This is a genomic window from Arthrobacter crusticola (genome assembly GCF_004357995.1).
GTDB classification, from domain to species: Bacteria; Actinomycetota; Actinomycetes; order Actinomycetales; family Micrococcaceae; genus Arthrobacter_D; species Arthrobacter_D crusticola.
Genome location: NZ_SMTK01000006.1, coordinates 257,202 through 274,778, shown reverse-complemented (window position 1 = coordinate 274,778; position 17,577 = coordinate 257,202). Strand labels below are relative to the sequence as shown.

Sequence of the window (17,577 nt, the reverse complement as noted above, 5' to 3'; positions counted from 1 at the left end):
GAAGCGGCCAGTGCGGTGGTGATGACCGCGAATGTGGGGGTGTATTTCATGTCAGTGCTCCGATGCGGTGTAGCGGGTTGTTCCTGATGCTGCGCGCCTGCGGCGCCGGTGCGCCCGGACAAGGAGTGGTCATGCGAAAACCATTCAGGTTGGAGGGGTGGTTGGTGGGTTAGAGGCTGCGGCGTTTGAGGGTGGCGGGCATGGAGCGGCGGCCTTACCCCGGGCGGGGCTTCGAGAAGCGGATCGGTCAGATTCTTGGCAGCGGAGTGATTCCGGGGAACGGGAGGAAGGGGTCCCGGGTGGGGTCAGTTCGGATCAGGCGGTGACCTGAGGGACAACAGGTGCGTCTTCTGGACCGACGTTCGGAGCCGGGCTGATACATTCCGGCTCATTCGCGTGCTCCGAGGGCCCGGATGGCCGGATCCTTCATGGCTGCTCGTGTTGCCAGAAGGGCAGTGATGGTGGTGAGCGTGGCAACGAGAAGGGTGATGGCGCCCAGGAGCGTCCAGGGGATCGCGATGACCGGCGCGCCGTAGAGGCGGTAGGTCGATGCCCACAGTCCGAGGAGGGAGAGGACTGCAGCGACGGCGCCGAGGATGAGGCCGATGGTGGTGACGGCCAGGGCTTCGATGACGGTGCTGTGCTGGATCTGGCGCCGGGTGAGGCCACTGAGCCGCAGTGTCGCCAGTTCGGTGCGGCGTTGGCTGATGGAGATGGCGAGCGTGCTGAGAACGCTGATGAGGGCGTAGAGGCTGCCGAGCCCGACTATCATGACCATCACGGCGCGGTTTCCCGCGGCGTTGGCTCTGTTCTGTTCTTCCGTGAACTCCGCCGGTGTCTGCACCGTGGACGCGCCTGCGGCGGTGAGTGCGGATTCGACCACGGCCGTCTCGACGCCGGGAGCGAGCTGGACCAGGACGGTGGTGGGCCCCTGGAGCAGGTCGGTGGGCAGCAGCGAGCGGTCGATGTAGTAGCCGTCGGTTCCGGAGGGGGTTGCGGACATCCTGGCGGCCTCGCTCAGGACAAGGGTCCGACCGTCAATCTCGACGGTGATCTGGTCGTATGCGCCATCGATGGTGGATTCCAGGCCGGGACCGAAAATGAGGCTGTCGGGGCCAAAGTCGGCCACACGACCGCTGTCCGCCTGTTGCAGGTGGGTGGCGTTGAACGCATCGGGGTCGACGGCGACGACGGTTCCGGGGCCGGTGGTGGTGGCGCCGCCCGTGGTGAGCTGCACGGACAGTGGCACGACCGTCTCGGGTGAGGCGAGGGAGATTCCGTTGATTTTCTCCAGCGCGCTCAGGTCGATGTTCTCGCCGGTAGCGATCAGGTCGGCGTCGAAGATCAGCGTGGCGGCGCCGGATTCGGTTTGGGTGTTCACAATTCCTTGGAGGCCCATGACGAGACCGACGAGCACAATCATCGGCGCTGCGCCTGAGGCGGTGCGGCGCACAGCGTCGCGCAGGTTCGCCACTGCCAGGCCCGCGACCGGTGAGCGGCGCGACCAGGGCGTGAGCGCCAGAGCCGCGGCGGGCACGAGCAGGGGTGAGAGCCGGCTCATCGCGACCGAGCCGGTCATGATGATGCCAAGGCCGAGCAGCAGTGGGACGAGCAATCCGCCGGCCGTCGCGGAAAAGTAGGCCTGGAGGGCGGTCAGCGCCAAGGCAGTGATGGCCACGATCCATCGACCAAGGGTCATGACGCGCCGTTCACCGCTGCTGCGACGCAGCGCATCCAGGGGACTGACTTTGGTGGCGCTCTTGGCTGCGCCCCGGGCGCCGGCGAGGCAGACCGTGAGGGCGGCGATCAGGTCGACCACCAGGACTGCGGGTTGGATGGGGGTGGCAAGGTCTTCGGGGAAGAAGCCGAGCCGGGACAGAAGGAATCGCTGCACGCTGGTCAGTACCGTTCCGAGCAGGGCCCCGGCCAATGCGCCAAGCAGCGCGGCGAGGAAGGCTTCACCGAGCAGGAGCCTGCGGATCTGGCGCCTGGTAACGCCGCCGAGTCTGAGAATGGCAAGATCACCCCGGCGCTGGTCAACGGCAAAACCGAAGGTCGAGCCGACAACGAAGATGGTGAGGAAAATGCCGATCATCAACGCTATCCCGGTCAGCTCGCTGCCATTGGCGGCAGCCTGGCGGAATGCTTCTGCTTGTTCGGGGGTCAAACCGGTGGGCACGTCGGCGTTCTCGACGCCGAGGATGATCGTCAGGCCTGCGTGGACGATAGCGACCCCGGCGGTCACGGCCAGGAGGGTGCCGACGAAGAGCTGCCAGCGGTCGGCGAAGGTGCGCAGGGCCAGGCGGATCATCCCTGCACTCCCGTACCGGCCAGTGTTTCGAGCTCGGCGAGGGTGGCGGCGATCTGGTTCGCGTCGGCGCCGTTCAGAGTTGTGACGAGGCGTCCATCGCGCAGGAACGCCACCTGGTCGGCGCGGGCGGCGGCCGACGGATCATGGGTGACCATCAGGATTGTCTGGGCCTGCTCATCGACCAGGGCGCGAAGGAGATCCAGCACCGTGGCGGCGGAGGCGCTGTCCAGGGCTCCGGTGGGCTCGTCGGCGAACAGGATGCTCGGCCGGGTGGCCAGGGCGCGGGCGATGGCCACACGTTGTTGCTGCCCGCCGGAGAGTTCCCGTGGCTTATGGCCGGTGTGCTTGCCCAGGCCCACGGAGTTGAGGGCCTCGGCCGCGGCCCTGTTGGCATCACGACGTCCGGCCAGACGCAGCGGCAGGGCGACGTTCTGCGCTGCGCTGAGGGCCGCGACGAGGTTGAACTGCTGGAAGATGAACCCGATCTCGGTGCGCCGCATCCGGGTCAGCACGTCATCGCTGAGGCTCGCGATATCTTCGCCGTTAAGGAGGATCCGTCCTGAGTCAGGGGCGTCCAGCCCGGCAGCAGAGTTCAGGAGGGTGGATTTGCCTGACCCCGATGGCCCCATGATCGCTGTCCAGGAACCACGACGAAGCCCGATCGTGACCCGGTCGAGCGCCGTGAGAGTCGATTTGCCTGACGGGTAGGTGCGGGTCACATCGTTGAGCTGCAGCACTGTGCTGTGCGGGTCGGTTGTGGTCATACATCCATCACACCGCAGGACCCCCGGGCTGCGCAGTGGGGCCACCCCGTCGATCCAGGGTATGGCTGGCCCTACCTTCTTCGGGCCGGTTCGTCTCTACACTGGTCAGGTGATCAATGCGGAGGCAACACATCAGGCTCTGCCGGTCATAAGGCGCGGGAGAGCGGTGCTCTACTCTGCGGCCGTCGGCATCCGGGCCCTGATGCTCATTTCCGTTGTCGTGCTGCTGGGCGCACCGATCGGGATTGCGCTCAGCGGCCCTGTGCGCGGCACCAATACCGCTGCGGGCCTGATTACCGCGGGTCTGGCGCTGCTGGGTGTGGGACTCCCGCTTATCTCGGTCGTTCTTGCCCGGGCCGACTGGAGCGGAGCGACCGCTCTGCTCGACCGATCCGCGGGAGGGCCTCCGGGTATCCGGCTCCGTGAGCCGCGGACCCTCATCCGCCCGTTGGCCTACACCGTGATGATGCTCACGATCGGCGGAGCCATCGCGGTATTCGCTGCGCTGGTCGTCTTGGTATCCCTTGTCGCCCTGATCAGCCCGCTGCTGACGGCACTGGGAGACCGGGAGCCGATCGTAATTGGGCTGTTCACGGTGAGCACCGTACCCCAGTCGGTGTTGGCATCGGTCATCGGAGCCGCTGTGCTCACCGGGCTCGTTGTCATCTCACCGGCTTTCTCGAGGGCTCATGCCTTGGTGGTCCTCCAGATGTTGACCCGGCCGGAGCAGCGCCTCCAGCGTGACCTGACGGTGACCGCGCAGTCGCGGGCGCGCCTGGTGCGTGCCTTCGACATCGAACGCCGCCGCATCGAGCGGGACCTGCACGACGGCGTGCAGCCGCAGCTGTTGTCGGTCAGCATGACCCTCGGGCTCGCCCTGGCCGCCATGCCCGATGATGCCCCCGGCCGCTCTGACGTGGCCCGCGCCCAGGACCAGGCCAAACAGACCCTGGGTGCCTTGCGCAGCTTCGTCCGGAACATCCATCCCCAGGTCCTCACCGATCATGGCCTCGGCGCAGCGATCCGCGAACTGGCCGACACACTTATCCTCCCCATCGCTGTCGAGGACCGGCTGACCGGCCGCTTGCCCACGGAGATTGAGACCAACCTGTACTTTTGCGTCACCGAACTCCTCTCCAACGTCGTCAAGCACTCCAACGCCGGGCAGGCCCAGGTCCAGCTCCAGCGGCCCGCGCCCGGACTCGTGGAGGTCCGGGTCCGAGACGATGGTGGCGGTGGAGCAGGCGCTGCCCATTGGGACAACGGCGGACTCAACGGCATCTCCGACCGCATCGCCGCCCTGGATGGAGACCTGGAGATCGACTCGCCTCTGGGTGGACCGACGGCCATCACGATCGCCATCCCCATCCCCGCAGTTGGGAAGGGCTACCCGAATGACTGATTCCGCTGCCTCCGGCCCGGCCGCATTGGAACCGGTGCGGGTGGTCATCGCTGAGGACAACGCGTTATTGCGCGAGGGTCTGCAGGTGCTGCTCGAACGTAACGGGTTCGTCGTCGCCGCGGCGGTGGATACGGGCGAGAAGTTGATTGCCGCTGGACGCGACGCCGGGCCGGACCTCGTGGTCACCGATGTGCGCATGCCGCCGACGTTCCGCTCTGAGGGGCTCGTCGCGGCGGTGCGCCTGCGTGAAGAAAACCCTTCCCTTCCGGTGGTGGTCCTCAGTCAGTATGTCGAGCAGAGTTACGTCGCCGAACTGCTCGACAGCGCCGGTGGGGCCGGAATTGGTTACCTGCTCAAGGACAGGGTCAGCGACGTCGCGGACTTCGTGGACACGCTGCGCCGCGTTCATGCCGGCGGTACGGCGGTTGACCCGGCGGTTATCAGTCAGATGATCAGGCGGCACCGCGATCCGTTGGCCGGGCTTACTCCCCGTGAGCGGGAGGTGCTGGCCGTCATGGCCGAGGGCCACTCCAACGGTGCTATCGCGCGGCGTCTGTTTGTTTCTGAGGCAGCGGTCGTCAAGCATATCGGTAACGTCATGATGAAGCTTGACCTGCCGCCCAACGACGATCAGAACCGTCGGGTTGCGGCTGTGCTGACGTACCTGCGCAATCAGGAGAGCTGAGCCGGTTCAGCGCTTCTGGCAATGGCATTCGCGCTTCAGGCGGCTGGCGTGTCCGTGACCGGCAGCATGACGCCCCGCCGTGCGTCAGGAGGGACGCGGAAGATGCCAGCTGCGCACCCTCCGCACCCCAGCCCCAGGACCAGTCCTTCACTAGCCCCAGGACCAGTCCTTCACTAGCCCCAGGACCAGTCCTTCACTAGCCCCAGGACCAGTCCTTCACTAGCCCCAGGACCAGTCCTTCACTAGCCAAAAGGACAGTCTGCAGCCGTCCGGTTGGTGGGACCTTCCCCGGCCTTACGGGGCGTCCGGGTATGCCGGTGCGTTCGTGGTTGACTTATCCCGTGAAGTCCATGCGAACCCGGCGGACGGCCAGAGACAGCGCGGCCGGCACAACGTCGGGGTCCGGCCATCCACGCTCACTTCAACGCGTCGTTGCCCTCCCCGCCGTCGTCCTCGCCTTCGCGGTCGCCTCCATCATCATCGAAAGCATCGATCCCCTGGAGCCGCCTCAGCCACTGCTTCTGACGGTGCTGCAGGCGGCTCTCGTAGCCGGGCAGGCCGCTGCACTCCTTTTTCGCTACAGTGCCCCAATGCCGGTGTTCGCGATTGTCGTGATGCTGGAGACGGTTCTCCTCGTTACCGGCGGGGCGGACCTGGGGCTCGGGAGCCTGGCGGTCACGATTTCCGCCTTCTACCTCATTCGGTGGGCACCACGGCCCCGGGCGTGGTACGTCCTGGCGGCACTTGCGCTCACGAGCAACGTCGTCGTCCTTGGGGTGGCACTGGGCGGAACCCAACCCCCGCTGCTCGCCTTCGCCCTGGTCGCCGGGCGTCTGGTCATCGAGTACGCGGCACCGGCTGTGGTCGCTGAACTCGTCCGCAACCGCGCGTACCTTGCCACTGCTGCGCGTGAGCGGGACGAGATGATCCGCCGTGAACAGGTACGGGATGAGGCTCAGCGCCGGCGGGCCGAGCAGACCGCCCTCGCCAGGGAGCTGCACGACATCTCAGGACATCACCTCTCCGGCATTATCGTGACCGCGCAGGCGGCAGGAACACTGATCGAGAAGGATCCGCTGCGCACACGGGCCATGCTCCGTGAACTCGAAGGAGAGGCCCGGGCGATGATGATCGATCTGCGCAGGACTGTCGGTCTACTCCGCCCGGACCCAGAAACGGAAGGTGCCACCGGTGATATCCGGGCGTCCATCGGCACCCCGGGGCTGGGTGATCTCCCGGAGCTGATCGATGCCGCCGTGCGCCGCGGTCAAAGCGTCACTTTCGAATCGACAGGGGATGCAACCCATCTCGGGCCGGTCGCCCAGGCGACCATCTACCGCGTGGTGCAGGAATCGCTGGCCAACGCCGCACGCCACGCTCCAGGCGCTAAGTGCATGGTGACGATCGAGTACCTACCCGAGGCCACTGTCTTGACCGTGGAAAACACGTCGAGCATCCACTACCGGGATATCATCTACGCTCAGCCGACACCGGTTCACGACCGGACAAACCATGGATACGGGCTCGTCGGCATGCACGAGCGGGCGAAGCTCATCGGAGCCGAACTCACCACCGGGCGTACGGAAACCGGCGGCTGGAGTAACCGGCTACGAATCCCGAACCTCGTACAAGGAGCACCACAATGATCCGTGTCCTGATCGCCGACGACCAGGTCATCGTTCGAGCCGGACTATCGATCCTGCTCGACTCGGCCGCCGATATCACCGTCGTCGGGGAAGCCGAAAACGGTCGGGAAGCTATCCGGCTGACCACGGAGCTTCGCCCCGACGTCGTGTGTATGGACATCCGGATGCCCGTCATGGACGGCGTCGCCGCGACGCGCATCATCTCCGCCGATGCCAGCTTGAGTAGCGAGATCCTGATCCTCACCACCTTCGACATCGACGATGACATTTTCGCCGCTCTCGAAGCAGGGGCCGCGGGCTTCCTCCTCAAAGGCGCCGACGAGGACACGCTGCTCAACGCCATCCGCTCGGTCGCACAGGGCGATGGAACCCTCGACCAGCGGCTGACACGGCGAATCCTGCAAGAGTTCGTGCAGCGCCGCCCATCTACACCGCCGGCCGGGGTGCGCAAGCCGCTTCCTTCGCCGCTCACCGACCGGGAAATCGACGTCCTGCAACTCCTCGCGCAGGGCCTCTCAAACGCTGAAATCGCTAAACAACTCTTCGTGGAACAATCCACCATCAAATACCATCTCGCCCATCTGCTCCAGAAAACCGGCGCCCGCGACCGCCTCCAGATTGTCCTCTGGGGCATCCGCACAGGAACCGTCAACATCGAGTAGGCGAGCTGGCCTCCACTGTCGTCCCCAACACGTGGCCGTGCCGGGAGGCGACGGGCACCGACACGATGTTCCACCGGGCCTGATGCTACTGGGCAATCGACTTCGGAGCTTCCGGGGCGGCAAGGACCCCGATCGTCTCAGCCGCCCGACAGGCGCTCGGTCAGCTCGTCCATGAAGCTTCGAGCATCGCCTTGCGCCGGATCATCATCGGATGCGCGCTTGATCGCACCCTGAAGGACCTTGGCCGCCTGAGCCATGTCTCCCTTGCTGTCTGCGAGCACGACCGCGTTCTGAATCGCCTCGCCCAACCGGCTAAGTTCGGGAGGCGGGGTCTCCGCGCTCCCGTCGCGGAAGAAGCGAAGCCAGTTGCCAGCCGGGTCGACGAGACTGAATCCGCTCAGCCCGCCGGCGTTCTTGCGGGCGCGCGGCCGTGTGATCCGCGGGAAGCCCTTGATCGGCAATTTTCCGTAGGTCCCGCGGAGTCCTGCTGCGAACTCCTCCCAGATCGGGCCCGTGTCGTCGACGATGACGAGGCAGGAGCTGTGCGAGGACTCTGGTGTGTGGCCGTCCAGTCCGTAGTACTGCAGGTCAAACCCGTGACCGTTGAGGCCGAGGGCCGGGTTCGGTCGAACCTGGCGGTAGGTGGTGCGGAAGCCCAGGGCGGCGAAGAAAGGTTCGATGTCGTCGATGTCGGCACAAGGCAGGAGGGGGATCGTGCGGGGGTAAGACACGTCAGCACTTTACGCGGGTGCGAGTCGACGATCCAGACGATGTTTTCTGTGCTGGGGGAGATGATCCGCGAACCTTAGCCAAGACGGCTCATCCGGGCAGATGCGGATTGAGGTCCTCCGCCGCCAGACGCTGGCGTGCAGTGTTCAGTCCGGCTCCCACAGGTACGTGGCCGGTAGCCGCTGCGAGCCCGAAGACCGGCATGTCGCTATATATGCTTTCCCTGCCACCCGGCATCGTCTCGTAAGTTTCGTGCCATACGCCGACGTCGCCGGTACCGGCGGATTCACGCATGAACCGGCGCCAGGGCTCAAGGTGCGGCGCCGACCGGTCGGCCGCGAACCGCTGCAGATGCTCCGGGCTCTTCCAGTAGCTGACCATGATGGTCGTCCGCCCGAACCATTGCTGGTAGCTCAGCAACCCGGCCTCCGGCGTCTCGGCCAGGTGGGCGAGCATCTTGGGCATGGCCGCCCCCACGCGCGCCACCCTCCCGAGCTTCCACCACCGGTTGGCGCGCATCCCGATCAGGAAGACCGTCACCGGGCCACCCCCGGGATCGGCAGTGAAACGTCCCGCGCGGACTTGCTTCGACATGCGCTTCTCCTCTTCATAACGTTGTTTCAAAACAGTGTTATGGAATACTGATCATATGGCAAGACCCATAGTCCATGATGAGACCCTGCGTCGCAGGCTGTTCGACACTGCGGCCTTCCTAATCGCCCGCGACGGTGCCGGCTCCGTATCGCTGCGCACTATTGCCGCCACCGCTGGGACGTCGACGACGGCGGTATATTCGCTCTTCGGGGGCAAGGCGGGCCTGTTGACTGCCGTGCTCGACGACGGCTTCGCTTCCTTTGCCGCTTCCCAACAAGAGGCCGCCGCTGCCGGCCTCGAATCATTGGGCCGGGCCTACCGAACCTGGGCGCTGGAGCATCCGATCCTCTACGGCCTGATGTTTGGCGGTTCAGTGGCCGGCCAGGTGCCGTGCCAGCCGACGCCGGGAGCCGCTGAGCCATCGTTCGCGCCGCTCTTCGGCGCGGTCGCCGCAGCGCTGCCCGGAGCAGCGGATGATGAGATCGCCTCGATGGTCGGCGTTGTGTGGGGCCAAGTCCACGGGCTGGTGTCCCTGGAGCTGGCCGGCGCGCCGGCGGCTGGCTGGACCTGGGATGCGGCCTACGATGCCGCCATTCGGCAGATTGGCCGCTCGCTGAGGCGGTAGGGAAAATCAATCCTCAAAGAACCGGTGGACCACAGCGTCTGCCACGAGCCGTCTAAAATCCGGATCTCGTGACGGTCGGCCAGTAAGTTCACCAGCGTAATGCCTCTGTTCCACAACGGGTTGTCGGTTCACTTCCCGACCAGGGAATTACCCTTCCGGCACCGTGCCGACCTGCTTTGCCGGCACACCAACGACCACTGCGCCCGCGGAAACGTCCTTGGTGACGACCGCACCGGCGCCCACGACGGCTCCATCGCCGATGATCACCCCCGGCAACACGGTCACATTGGCCCCGAACCACACGCCCCTGCCGATCACGACGCGGGCCGGGTGCATGTCGGCCCGTCGGCTCGGCACCATGTCGTGGTTCAAGGTCGTGATAACGGCGTTGTGGCCGATGAGGGACCCAGCGCCGATGTCGATGCCGCCCTGGTCCTGGAACCGGCAGCCGCTGTTGACGAATACATCCGCGCCGAAGCGGATGTTCTTGCCGAAGTCGGCGCTGAACGGCGGGAAGAGCTGGAAGGACTCGGGGACCTCGCTCCCGGTCAGCTCGCTGATCAGGGCCCGCACCTCTCCGGGGGAGTGGTACCGCCCGTTGAGCTCGGCGGTGATGCGCAGCGACTCCTGGCTCGCGGCGTGCATGGCCTCGTGGTGCGGTGAGCCTCCGGGGATCGTCTCCCCGGCGTTCAGTGCGGTCAGCAGCACGTCGAGGCCTTCAATTTCAACCATGCCCCAACGGTATCGTGCCCGTGACGTTAGTCGGAGTTCTCGCGCGAGCTGATGCTGAAGCCCGGTGACTGCAGGTCGGTGAAGTTCCTGACGCTGGCGCGCAGGGTGCACCCGGGCGTGATCTGGAGTGCCGTCACCGTCAGCCCTGAACTGTCCACGGCCAGAGCCCCGCCGCAGCCGTCGGCGAATCGCACGCCCTCCTCGCCGCCGGCCACCTACAGCTTCGATGAGTACGGGGGCACGGCAGGCACCGCGCTCGACCGCGAGCGGAGGCTAACGAGGGTATCCAGGAGGAACTTCCCCCCTGTTGGATACGGAATCGATGTTCTGCTGGGACTTCTTTCCTATCGGGTGTGCCTGTCGAGTCGGTGCGGATTGACAAGGAGTTCCTCGTCCCAGGATCCGGTGGTCGCCGCGGCACGGTAGGTGGCGCGCAGGAACTCGAGCAGGGTGGCGTCGGGGTCCGCCGCGGTCCGAACAGCCTCGTAGGGCAGCAGGAACTGGCGGAATTCCTCACTGTAGAACGCCCCTTCGACGCCGATGCGTGTATCCCGGTAACCCTCCGGCTCGGGATAGGCGTAGGAGTAGAAGGCTCCTTCCTCGCCGCCGCCGGCCCAGAAGCCGCAGCTCGAGAGTTCGTGGGAGTACCCCTCCTCCATGACCCAGTCGGGGCAGTTCGGAGCACCGCCCGGGTGCGTAGGGGCGGGCCTGCCCGAGAAGCGCGTGCAGGCCAGGTCCATAGCGACCCAGAAGTAGTGCACCGGGCTGACCTTCCCGAGGAACTCGGTCCTGAAACGGGTGATGACGCGCTCGGCCTGGATCAGCTGGCGCCAGTAGGTGGTGACGGCCTGCGCGTCGTAGGAGGTGTTGGCGTGGTCTTCGGCGAACGGGACGGCAGGATCCACCTCGGTAGGGACGGGCCGGATCGGCGCCTCGATCCCCAGCTCTGCCAGCGCCGCCATGGTCCGCTCGTGGAACTGCGCGACGGACTGCGGCTCGAGGGGCACGCTGCGGTCCTCACCGGAGCTGGTGCGGATCAGCAGGCGGTGCGCGACGACGTCGAACTCGATGTCGAACATGCCGTTGCCGTACGGTATCGACGACGTGCCGAGGCCCCGTGGCGTCACGTACAGCGGCACCTGCCACCAGTGGTTGACGAGCGGCGCATGCGCCATCCGGATCTTGCCGACGACCTGCAGCCACATGTGCAGCGTGGACTGGGTGTTCTGCCATTCGGCCACCCGCAGCGCAGGCCATCCCTCGGCCGTGGAACTCGTCGCAGGACCCGCCTCATCAGTGTGCAGCATAGGTGTCGTCATGTCGTTGTGCATCCTGGTTCCCGTCGTTCGTAGATATGCGTTTCGGTCTTAGGGCGTGGGTCCTTCGCCTTCTGCAGGGGGATCTGCGCCGAGCAGAAGGCCGTTGGCGATGATGCTGGCACGGGCAATAACGTCACGCTGGGCGGGATTGTAGAGTGCCTGGATTGCCTCGACAACGGTGTCCCGGGTCACTTCAGCGCTTTTGGTCACGTGCCCTTTCGGGTCGCTCAGCCAGGAATAGTCCTTGAGGGCCTTGGCTATCGTGGGCGCGTACCGTTCAGCAAGTTCCTGGCGCACACTCTCGTCCGCGTCGGGCGCCAGCGCATCGAGGTCTGCGCTCAGTTCCCCCTCCGCCTCCTGCATGTCCCGCAGGTCACTCATCGCCTCTTCGTTGTAGAGCTGGGAGTAGATCAACACCAGGGATCGGTCCGCCTCCGACATTTGGGCTCCAACGTCCTCGAATCCGGGGGGAACGTCCGTCAGCGACGATCCGTGAAGGATTGCCTGGATCTCGGCCCTGGCGCGCTGCAGTCGTTCGATGCTCACCCGCAGGTCACTGTCGATCGCGCGAAGTGCCTCCGCAGACGAGTCGCCATCGACGGCTACCTGATCGATCTGGTCGAGCGGGACGCCGAGGTCGCGCAGGCGCCTGATCCTCAGGAGGCGAACGAGGTGTCTGACCTGGTACTGCTTGTAGCCATTGGACATCCGGTCCGGCTGCTCGAGAAGACCGATCTGGTGATAGTGACGCACGGTATTCACGGTCGTCCCCGCTAGATCGGCGATTTCCCGTGTGCTCCAACCCATCCCTGTCCCTACTTTCTGAATCATTTTCGGCAGTTAGATGTCGATGCGCGCCACCGGGGGTTCGTCATCCGGCCTCCGATCGATTGAACACCATGATTTCACCGGGTGCTCAAGCGAGGGTTTCCCTCACGTTGACCGATTCGTCACGACTAATCGGACCGCATCGACAATCGGGGTCCGGCCGCTGGTGACTTCCAGGATTTGCCGGGTCACCGCCGGCTGAAGAAGGATTTCGGTCAGAACCTCTGCCACATCCCCGCGCGAAATATCCTCATGCATGGCCGCGGGTCCAAGGAAGACCGTCCCTTGGCCCGGGCGGTCCTGCAGGAGGGATGGCCGGAGGATCAGCCAGTCGAGGCTGCTTCGGCTGACTTTGATGTCCACGAGCTTCTTCACCGCGAAGTAGTATTCCTCGTCGTCGCTGAGGTCACGCTCACGCCAGGCTTCCGGAAATACCGAAACGAGAACGAATCGTCGAACGCCGGCACGCTGCGCCGCCGCCAGACTGTTGTCGACCGCGGCACTGTCGATAGCGTCCGTCTCTTCCTTCCTGCCGCCATTCGAACCCGCGGCGAACACCAGCACATCCATGCCGTCCAGGAGGGGTGCCAACGCCGCCGCGTCCATGGCAGCCAGGTCACCGATATATGTGGAGGCGCCGCATACGTCCAATCGGCGTTGCTGGTCTTCGGTGCGCACCAGCCCGGATACCTGGCTGCCTCTCTCAAGCAGACGTTCCGTAAGGAGCCCACCCACGGCACCGCTGATACCAATGATGAAGACTTTCACAGGCTCACTCCCTGAAATTGATATCGACTGCCGCTGTCGGAACGCCTCACCAGCCCAGCAGGCCCAGTACTCCGGTCGCGGCCGCGGCGACGGCGGCGGTCCACACGACGATTGCGATTGCCTGCCACAGCAGCACCCGTTGCTTGCTTACCCCTGAGGCGACGAAGAACGCTGCAGTCAGTTGCGTGGGAAGGGCCAGCGGCGCCAGCATGCTTGCCCCCGGCACACCAAACCTGGAAAGCCATCCCCGCAGGCGGCGCTGACCCTTGGCCCGCCGGGTCGGCCGGCCGGTTGATTCGGAGGTCTCAGTCTCGAGCGTCCGGACGGTACTGCCGTCGAATTCGCCGCCACCTGCCCGCCACGCGACAACCCTCTCGCGGACACGCGAGCTCAGCAGCACCACAACCAGTACGCTCAGGAAATTGCCCACGGCGCCCGCGAACCCTGCAACAACTGGGTCGACTCCCGCGATGATGCCCAGGGCTGCCGAGCCCTCGCCTTCGACATAGGGAATCATCCCAACAAGAGCCACACCCAGCGGCTGCAGGGCGTCCGGCACCTGATTCACGAAGTCCTGGAGGCCTTCAAATCGACTAGTCATGCTTATCTTCCTTAATTTTCCCGTCGGGAGTTCCCTCGCCGCCGTCTTGGTCGGGCCGTCATGCGAAGGCCCTGAATGCTATGCACTCGTCATTGAAGACCCTGTTCCAACAACACAGTCAAGGGGATGTGACCAAACCCACGTTGCAGGAGCGGCGACCGGCGACGGAATCCGAGAGCCGCTGCGCTATAATCACCCCGCGCAGCGCAGATGAACGGATCGATGAGGGAGCGGAGCGGTACCGCGGAGCCCGCCACGGTATGTCTCTGTCACGCCCCACTGCGGCCATGTCCGGGAAACCGGCCTGCGGTCGGTTGTGCGCCGCTAGAATCCAGCGCGCCAGTCGCGGATGAGCCGCGCGACCTCGTCGAGGTTCGATTCCAGCAGGAAGTGCCCTCCGTCAAGCAACTGCACTTGGGCGTGGGGGGCGTCCTTGAGAAACGCCTTGGCACCGTCCGGGCCGAAGATCTCGTCGTGCCTGCCCCATACTGCTAGGACAGGAATCTGCGATTCACGCAGCCACTGATGAATTGCCGGGTACAGCGTACGGTTCGTGTGGTAATCACCGAACAGGGCCAGCTGCACCCGGTCCATCCCTGCCCGGTCCAGAAGGGCGAGGTCATGCTCCCATGCGTCCGGATCGATCGTAGTCACGTCGGGAACTCCGTGCTTGTACTGCCATTCCACGGCTTGCCGTTCCAGCGCCGGCCGCAGAGCGAGCTCATTCGCGGGGGACGGGTCGGCGCCATACGCCCAGATGGGAGCCCAGAAATCCGGCACGAAGCCTTCCTCATAGGCGTTGCCGTTCTGGGAGATGACACCCTCAATCGACCCCGGGTTGGCCAACGCGAGCCGCCATGTGATCGGCGCTCCGTAGTCCTGGGTGTACACGGTGTACTTTGTGACGCCAAGGCCCGCCAACAGCCCTGCCGTCATGTCCGCCAGCGAGTCGAAGGTGTAGTCAAACTCATCCACCGACGGCGCCGAAGAGCGTCCAAAGCCGATGTGGTCGGGCGCGATGACGTGATACTCGTCCGCCAGGGCGGGGATGAGGTGCCGGAACATGTGGGAACTGGTCGGGTATCCATGCAGGAGAAGCAGCACGGGGGCACCCACCGGCCCGGCTTCCCGGTAGAACATGCTGAGACCGTTGACTGTGGTGACGCGATGATGAACAGTAGCCATGACTAACTCCTAAAATGGTTTATACTGGTTAGTGGGAATGTAGCACAAACGTTGACATCCTCCACGGGTGAGCGACGCGAAAGGGTGAGCATGGTTTCGCAGAGCGTGGGCGAGGACGAAGACCTTCTCTTGGCCGTGCTGAACAGCGCCCCCGCCGTCGGCGGCCGGATCACGGAGGAGCTCCATGCAGGAGCAGCCGGAGAATTTGCGGTGAGGTTCGGCGGGACCGGCTCCGATGCCGAGCTGCAGCATCTGCGGCTCATGAGGCAGGTGCTGCAGGACGTCATCCGGGGGGCCGAAGGGACGACCGAGCGCCTGACCGAGTTGCTCTCCGATATCTCTCTCGTGCCGGAGCCGTCTCCGGCAGGCATCCAGTGGCGGCTGGAAGCGGATCCGCCGAAACGACTCGCAGCTCGTGCGGCCCTGGCGTGGTCCCGCTTCGCTGAGTCGACACCGGGTCGGCTCAAGGCGTGCGCGAACAGCGACTGCAACCTGTTCTTCATCGATCGCAGTCGACCGGGAACTGGTAGGTGGTGTTCCATGAGCACGTGCGGGAACCGATTGAAAGCCCGCGCGCATGCCAGCCGCCAGCGGACCAGCCGGGCCACGGACGCCCACTGACGCGGGTCCGGATGGAGGCGCGCGGTTCCCGGGCGGCCGTGTTGCCGCAGATCTGAAGTCCCGCTGTGTGCCCACCCGCCTCGCCAGCAGGAAATTGGGGCTGCCGCACTCGTCATTCAGAGATGCCGGAGGAGTAATCGAAACGGGTGAACCCACGCCGCTGTCCTAGCGCATCGCAGTGTCCTAGACTGCGCCGGCCCGCTCCACCCGTGAGGGTCGGCGCCACCGCATCACCGTCGACGACGGCAGCCGGCCTGTCCTGGCACGGAGCGGCGAAGGGAAGCTCGAAAACTCCATCGTCGGCCAATGCGCGGCGTAGCCCTCCATATCTTTGGCCAGGGGTAGCCGTGGTGACTCCTGGCCACTTCACGCGCGGGACGCATGGTCGACATGTTGCCTCCTACAGGTGCTTGGAACGGTATCGTTCCGAGCACCTGTAGGAGATAAGACCGAGCGGAGCAAAGCCATGAGTGACGAGCTGACCAACGTGCAGCGTTTGCAGCGCGGCCTCGAACTCTTCCTGTCGAAGGACATGAAGGGCTGGACCGACCTGTGCGCGGAGGACGTCGTCGCCGAGTTTCCCTTTGCACCCGAGGGCAGCCCGTCGGTCATCGAGGGCAGGGCGGCGCTTTACGAGTACCTGCGTGGCTACCCCGAGACGATTGACGTTCGCGAGCTCCCCACCACGACGATGTACGCGACCGGCGACCCCGACCTTGTTGTCATGGAGTGGAGCGTCGCAGGAACGGTCGTGAGGACCGGCAACCCCTACGCCATGCGCTACGCGACCTTCGTGACGTTCCGCGACGGTGAGATCGCGACCTACCGCGAGTACTGGAATCCGCAGGTCTTCCTCGCGGCCCTGGACGGCCAGGGCTTTTGATGGGTGGCAATGACCGCTGGAAATCTGACCCGAAGCGCGGTGGACCTAGCTCATAAGGGCGGAGCGACCATCGCTGAAGGTCAGGGCACTCGTGAAGTCAGTCCAGTCATTGAGCGGCCTGGTGATCTGACCCGCCGGCAGGGGGGTCGGATCGTTTCGGGGAACGTTTAGCACGTTCGATCAGCCATACCATGATCACCACTGCGACGTTCATGAGCATCAGAATGATCATGGCCGGCCCGGGACCGGAATCAACGCCCCGCTCGAGCACGTCCGCGCCATTGCCGGAGTACACGGCGTTGGCGATACCTGCGAGGACGTTATTGGCGACATGGAACGCGATCGCCGCTTCGAGCCCTCCGCTGATGAGCCCCATGACCACCGTGCAGGCGGAGAAGACAAGAAGATAACTGACAAACCACGGCTGCACTGACACGTGAACCAGGGCGAACAGCACCCCAGAGACGATCATGCCGAAAGCAATTGCAGAGCGCACGCCACGGAACCACGACCCGGCTGCCGGGACGACCGCTCCCCGGAACAACACCTCCTCGCCTGCGGACTGCAACGGTATCGCTACCAGAGTCAGGAGAATGATGAGGAGGGTCGTGGTCCCAATTTCGATGGCACCCGTGCCGGTGGACTCAGGTGCGACCAGTCGGGTGACAGTGCCTCCGATCGCGACCAGCACGGCTGCACCGAGGAGATAAACGCGCAGGCGGCGCCAATCGAAGGGCCGGTTATGGCGGAACAGGCTTTGCCACGGGACATTCGCCAACCGGGCCGTGAGCGCCGTTATGATCAACGCGGCGAGGCCGGTGCTCAGGCCGACCGCAAGGATCGTCAGCGGAGTAAGTGCGGGTTTCAGGGGATCAGCAGGACCTTCGATCAGCGTCACAAACTGAAAAATCACGATCTGCGCGACGAGCAAGATCACGGGCACCGCGATGAGGACGATCAGGGACTTCCATCGCTGCATCCGGATATGCACGCCGAAGGGCCGGGCGGAGATCGGAGCCGAGGCCTTCTTGCCGCCCTGCTCCTGCAGGGACTGTGACCGGTCCTGAGGGAATGCGCCGCTGCTCATAGGACCACCGACCCCGCCGTACCTGCGCGCGGCGCCGCAGGGCGGCATCCGCCCAAACGACCACTTTGCAACCTCTGGCTCAGAGCAGAGCCGGAATCCCCGACCAGAAGGTGGTCCATCGGTCTGACCATCATG

Annotated in this window: 19 protein-coding genes; 7 read left to right on the top strand and 12 right to left on the bottom strand. The window is 65.1% G+C overall.

Features of this window, described 5'->3' with window-relative positions:
- Window positions 1-388: 388 nt before the first annotated feature.
- Together E2F48_RS17095 and E2F48_RS17090 are read right to left on the bottom strand one after the other, a co-directional pair.
- A complete protein-coding gene (locus E2F48_RS17095) occupies window positions 389-2,311 on the bottom strand; it encodes an ABC transporter permease (protein ID WP_133405144.1) in 1,923 nt (640 codons plus the stop codon).
- On the bottom strand, window positions 2,308-3,075 hold the full coding sequence (locus E2F48_RS17090) for an ABC transporter ATP-binding protein (RefSeq protein ID WP_133405143.1): 768 nt from the start codon (window positions 3,073-3,075) through the stop codon (window positions 2,308-2,310). Before E2F48_RS17090 ends, E2F48_RS17095 begins: the two co-directional genes overlap by 4 nt.
- Window positions 3,076-3,241: 166 nt before the next feature.
- On the opposite strand from E2F48_RS17090, the gene E2F48_RS17085 reads away from it, so the two are divergent.
- The 4 genes from E2F48_RS17085 (at window position 3,242) to E2F48_RS17070 (ending at window position 7,470) form a co-directional block, all read left to right on the top strand.
- Window positions 3,242-4,477: a sensor histidine kinase gene (locus E2F48_RS17085; RefSeq protein ID WP_165968808.1), complete on the top strand. Its 1,236-nt coding sequence runs from the start codon at window positions 3,242-3,244 to the stop codon at window positions 4,475-4,477.
- Complete coding sequence (locus tag E2F48_RS17080; protein WP_133405141.1) at window positions 4,470-5,162, top strand: response regulator transcription factor; 693 nt, start codon at window positions 4,470-4,472, stop codon at window positions 5,160-5,162. Before E2F48_RS17085 ends, E2F48_RS17080 begins: the two co-directional genes overlap by 8 nt.
- Before the next feature lie 350 nt (window positions 5,163-5,512).
- Window positions 5,513-6,808: a sensor histidine kinase gene (locus E2F48_RS17075; protein ID WP_246019242.1), complete on the top strand. Its 1,296-nt coding sequence runs from the start codon at window positions 5,513-5,515 to the stop codon at window positions 6,806-6,808.
- Entirely contained in the window at window positions 6,805-7,470 is a 666-nt protein-coding gene (locus E2F48_RS17070) for a response regulator (protein WP_133405139.1), read from the top strand. Before E2F48_RS17075 ends, E2F48_RS17070 begins: the two co-directional genes overlap by 4 nt.
- Window positions 7,471-7,607: 137 nt before the next feature.
- On the opposite strand, the gene E2F48_RS17065 is transcribed toward E2F48_RS17070, so the two are convergent.
- On the bottom strand, window positions 7,608-8,201 hold the full coding sequence (locus E2F48_RS17065; protein ID WP_133405138.1) for a VOC family protein: 594 nt from the start codon (window positions 8,199-8,201) through the stop codon (window positions 7,608-7,610).
- Window positions 8,202-8,289: 88 nt separating this feature from the next.
- Window positions 8,290-8,793 (bottom strand): DUF4188 domain-containing protein, encoded by a 504-nt coding sequence (locus E2F48_RS17060; RefSeq protein ID WP_133405137.1) that lies wholly within the window; start codon window positions 8,791-8,793, stop codon window positions 8,290-8,292.
- Between the two features lie 55 nt (window positions 8,794-8,848).
- Between E2F48_RS17060 and E2F48_RS17055 the strand changes: the two genes are divergently transcribed.
- Entirely contained in the window at window positions 8,849-9,418 is a 570-nt protein-coding gene (locus E2F48_RS17055; RefSeq protein ID WP_133405136.1) for a TetR/AcrR family transcriptional regulator, read from the top strand.
- A gap of 147 nt (window positions 9,419-9,565) precedes the next feature.
- Here the strand turns inward: E2F48_RS17055 and E2F48_RS17050 are convergent, their stop codons facing one another.
- The 7 genes from E2F48_RS17050 to E2F48_RS17020 all read right to left on the bottom strand — a co-directional run bounded on the left by E2F48_RS17050 (window position 9,566) and on the right by E2F48_RS17020 (window position 14,851).
- The gene (locus E2F48_RS17050) at window positions 9,566-10,150 is read right to left on the bottom strand and encodes a DapH/DapD/GlmU-related protein (RefSeq protein WP_133405135.1); all 585 of its coding nucleotides are present in this window, start codon (window positions 10,148-10,150) and stop codon (window positions 9,566-9,568) included.
- Window positions 10,151-10,176: 26 nt separating this feature from the next.
- On the bottom strand, window positions 10,177-10,344 hold the full coding sequence (locus E2F48_RS17045; protein ID WP_246019233.1) for a hypothetical protein: 168 nt from the start codon (window positions 10,342-10,344) through the stop codon (window positions 10,177-10,179).
- Window positions 10,345-10,494: 150 nt separating this feature from the next.
- Window positions 10,495-11,469, bottom strand: coding sequence for a DUF5996 family protein (locus tag E2F48_RS17040; RefSeq protein ID WP_246019231.1), 975 nt, complete (start codon window positions 11,467-11,469; stop codon window positions 10,495-10,497).
- 48 nt (window positions 11,470-11,517) lie between these two features.
- Entirely contained in the window at window positions 11,518-12,276 is a 759-nt protein-coding gene (locus tag E2F48_RS17035) for a MerR family transcriptional regulator (RefSeq protein ID WP_133405134.1), read from the bottom strand.
- Window positions 12,277-12,402: 126 nt separating this feature from the next.
- On the bottom strand, window positions 12,403-13,065 hold the full coding sequence (locus E2F48_RS17030; protein WP_133405133.1) for an NAD(P)H-binding protein: 663 nt from the start codon (window positions 13,063-13,065) through the stop codon (window positions 12,403-12,405).
- 46 nt (window positions 13,066-13,111) lie between these two features.
- Window positions 13,112-13,666 carry a small multidrug efflux protein gene (locus tag E2F48_RS17025; RefSeq protein ID WP_133405132.1) on the bottom strand — a complete coding sequence of 185 codons (555 nt, stop codon included), beginning with the start codon at window positions 13,664-13,666 and terminating at the stop codon, window positions 13,112-13,114.
- A gap of 324 nt (window positions 13,667-13,990) precedes the next feature.
- A complete protein-coding gene (locus E2F48_RS17020) occupies window positions 13,991-14,851 on the bottom strand; it encodes an alpha/beta fold hydrolase (protein WP_133405131.1) in 861 nt (286 codons plus the stop codon).
- Between the two features lie 90 nt (window positions 14,852-14,941).
- Here E2F48_RS17020 and E2F48_RS17015 point away from each other — a divergent pair, with 90 nt between their 5' ends.
- A complete protein-coding gene (locus E2F48_RS17015) occupies window positions 14,942-15,472 on the top strand; it encodes a CGNR zinc finger domain-containing protein (protein WP_165968806.1) in 531 nt (176 codons plus the stop codon).
- Between the two features lie 466 nt (window positions 15,473-15,938).
- Window positions 15,939-16,355: a nuclear transport factor 2 family protein gene (locus E2F48_RS17010; protein WP_133405130.1), complete on the top strand. Its 417-nt coding sequence runs from the start codon at window positions 15,939-15,941 to the stop codon at window positions 16,353-16,355.
- A 106-nt stretch (window positions 16,356-16,461) separates the two neighbouring features.
- On the opposite strand, the gene E2F48_RS17005 is transcribed toward E2F48_RS17010, so the two are convergent.
- A complete protein-coding gene (locus tag E2F48_RS17005; RefSeq protein WP_165968805.1) occupies window positions 16,462-17,442 on the bottom strand; it encodes a CPBP family intramembrane glutamic endopeptidase in 981 nt (326 codons plus the stop codon).
- Window positions 17,443-17,577: the final 135 nt, after the last annotated feature.

Excerpts from the sequence above, each read along its gene's own strand:
- E2F48_RS17095 (WP_133405144.1), bottom strand. The coding sequence starts at position 2,311 with ATGATCCGCCTGGCCCTGCGCACCTTCGCCGACCGCTGGCAGCTCTTC.
- E2F48_RS17090 (WP_133405143.1), bottom strand. The coding sequence starts at position 3,075 with ATGACCACAACCGACCCGCACAGCACAGTGCTGCAGCTCAACGATGTG.
- E2F48_RS17080 (WP_133405141.1), top strand. The coding sequence starts at position 4,470 with ATGACTGATTCCGCTGCCTCCGGCCCGGCCGCATTGGAACCGGTGCGG.
- E2F48_RS17075 (WP_246019242.1), top strand. The coding sequence starts at position 5,513 with ATGCGAACCCGGCGGACGGCCAGAGACAGCGCGGCCGGCACAACGTCG.
- E2F48_RS17070 (WP_133405139.1), top strand. The coding sequence starts at position 6,805 with ATGATCCGTGTCCTGATCGCCGACGACCAGGTCATCGTTCGAGCCGGA.
- E2F48_RS17060 (WP_133405137.1), bottom strand. The coding sequence starts at position 8,793 with ATGTCGAAGCAAGTCCGCGCGGGACGTTTCACTGCCGATCCCGGGGGT.
- E2F48_RS17055 (WP_133405136.1), top strand. The coding sequence starts at position 8,849 with ATGGCAAGACCCATAGTCCATGATGAGACCCTGCGTCGCAGGCTGTTC.
- E2F48_RS17050 (WP_133405135.1), bottom strand. The coding sequence starts at position 10,150 with ATGGTTGAAATTGAAGGCCTCGACGTGCTGCTGACCGCACTGAACGCC.
- E2F48_RS17040 (WP_246019231.1), bottom strand. The coding sequence starts at position 11,469 with ATGACGACACCTATGCTGCACACTGATGAGGCGGGTCCTGCGACGAGT.
- E2F48_RS17035 (WP_133405134.1), bottom strand. The coding sequence starts at position 12,276 with ATGGGTTGGAGCACACGGGAAATCGCCGATCTAGCGGGGACGACCGTG.
- E2F48_RS17025 (WP_133405132.1), bottom strand. The coding sequence starts at position 13,666 with ATGACTAGTCGATTTGAAGGCCTCCAGGACTTCGTGAATCAGGTGCCG.
- E2F48_RS17020 (WP_133405131.1), bottom strand. The coding sequence starts at position 14,851 with ATGGCTACTGTTCATCATCGCGTCACCACAGTCAACGGTCTCAGCATG.
- E2F48_RS17015 (WP_165968806.1), top strand. The coding sequence starts at position 14,942 with ATGGTTTCGCAGAGCGTGGGCGAGGACGAAGACCTTCTCTTGGCCGTG.
- E2F48_RS17010 (WP_133405130.1), top strand. The coding sequence starts at position 15,939 with ATGAGTGACGAGCTGACCAACGTGCAGCGTTTGCAGCGCGGCCTCGAA.
- E2F48_RS17005 (WP_165968805.1), bottom strand. The coding sequence starts at position 17,442 with ATGAGCAGCGGCGCATTCCCTCAGGACCGGTCACAGTCCCTGCAGGAG.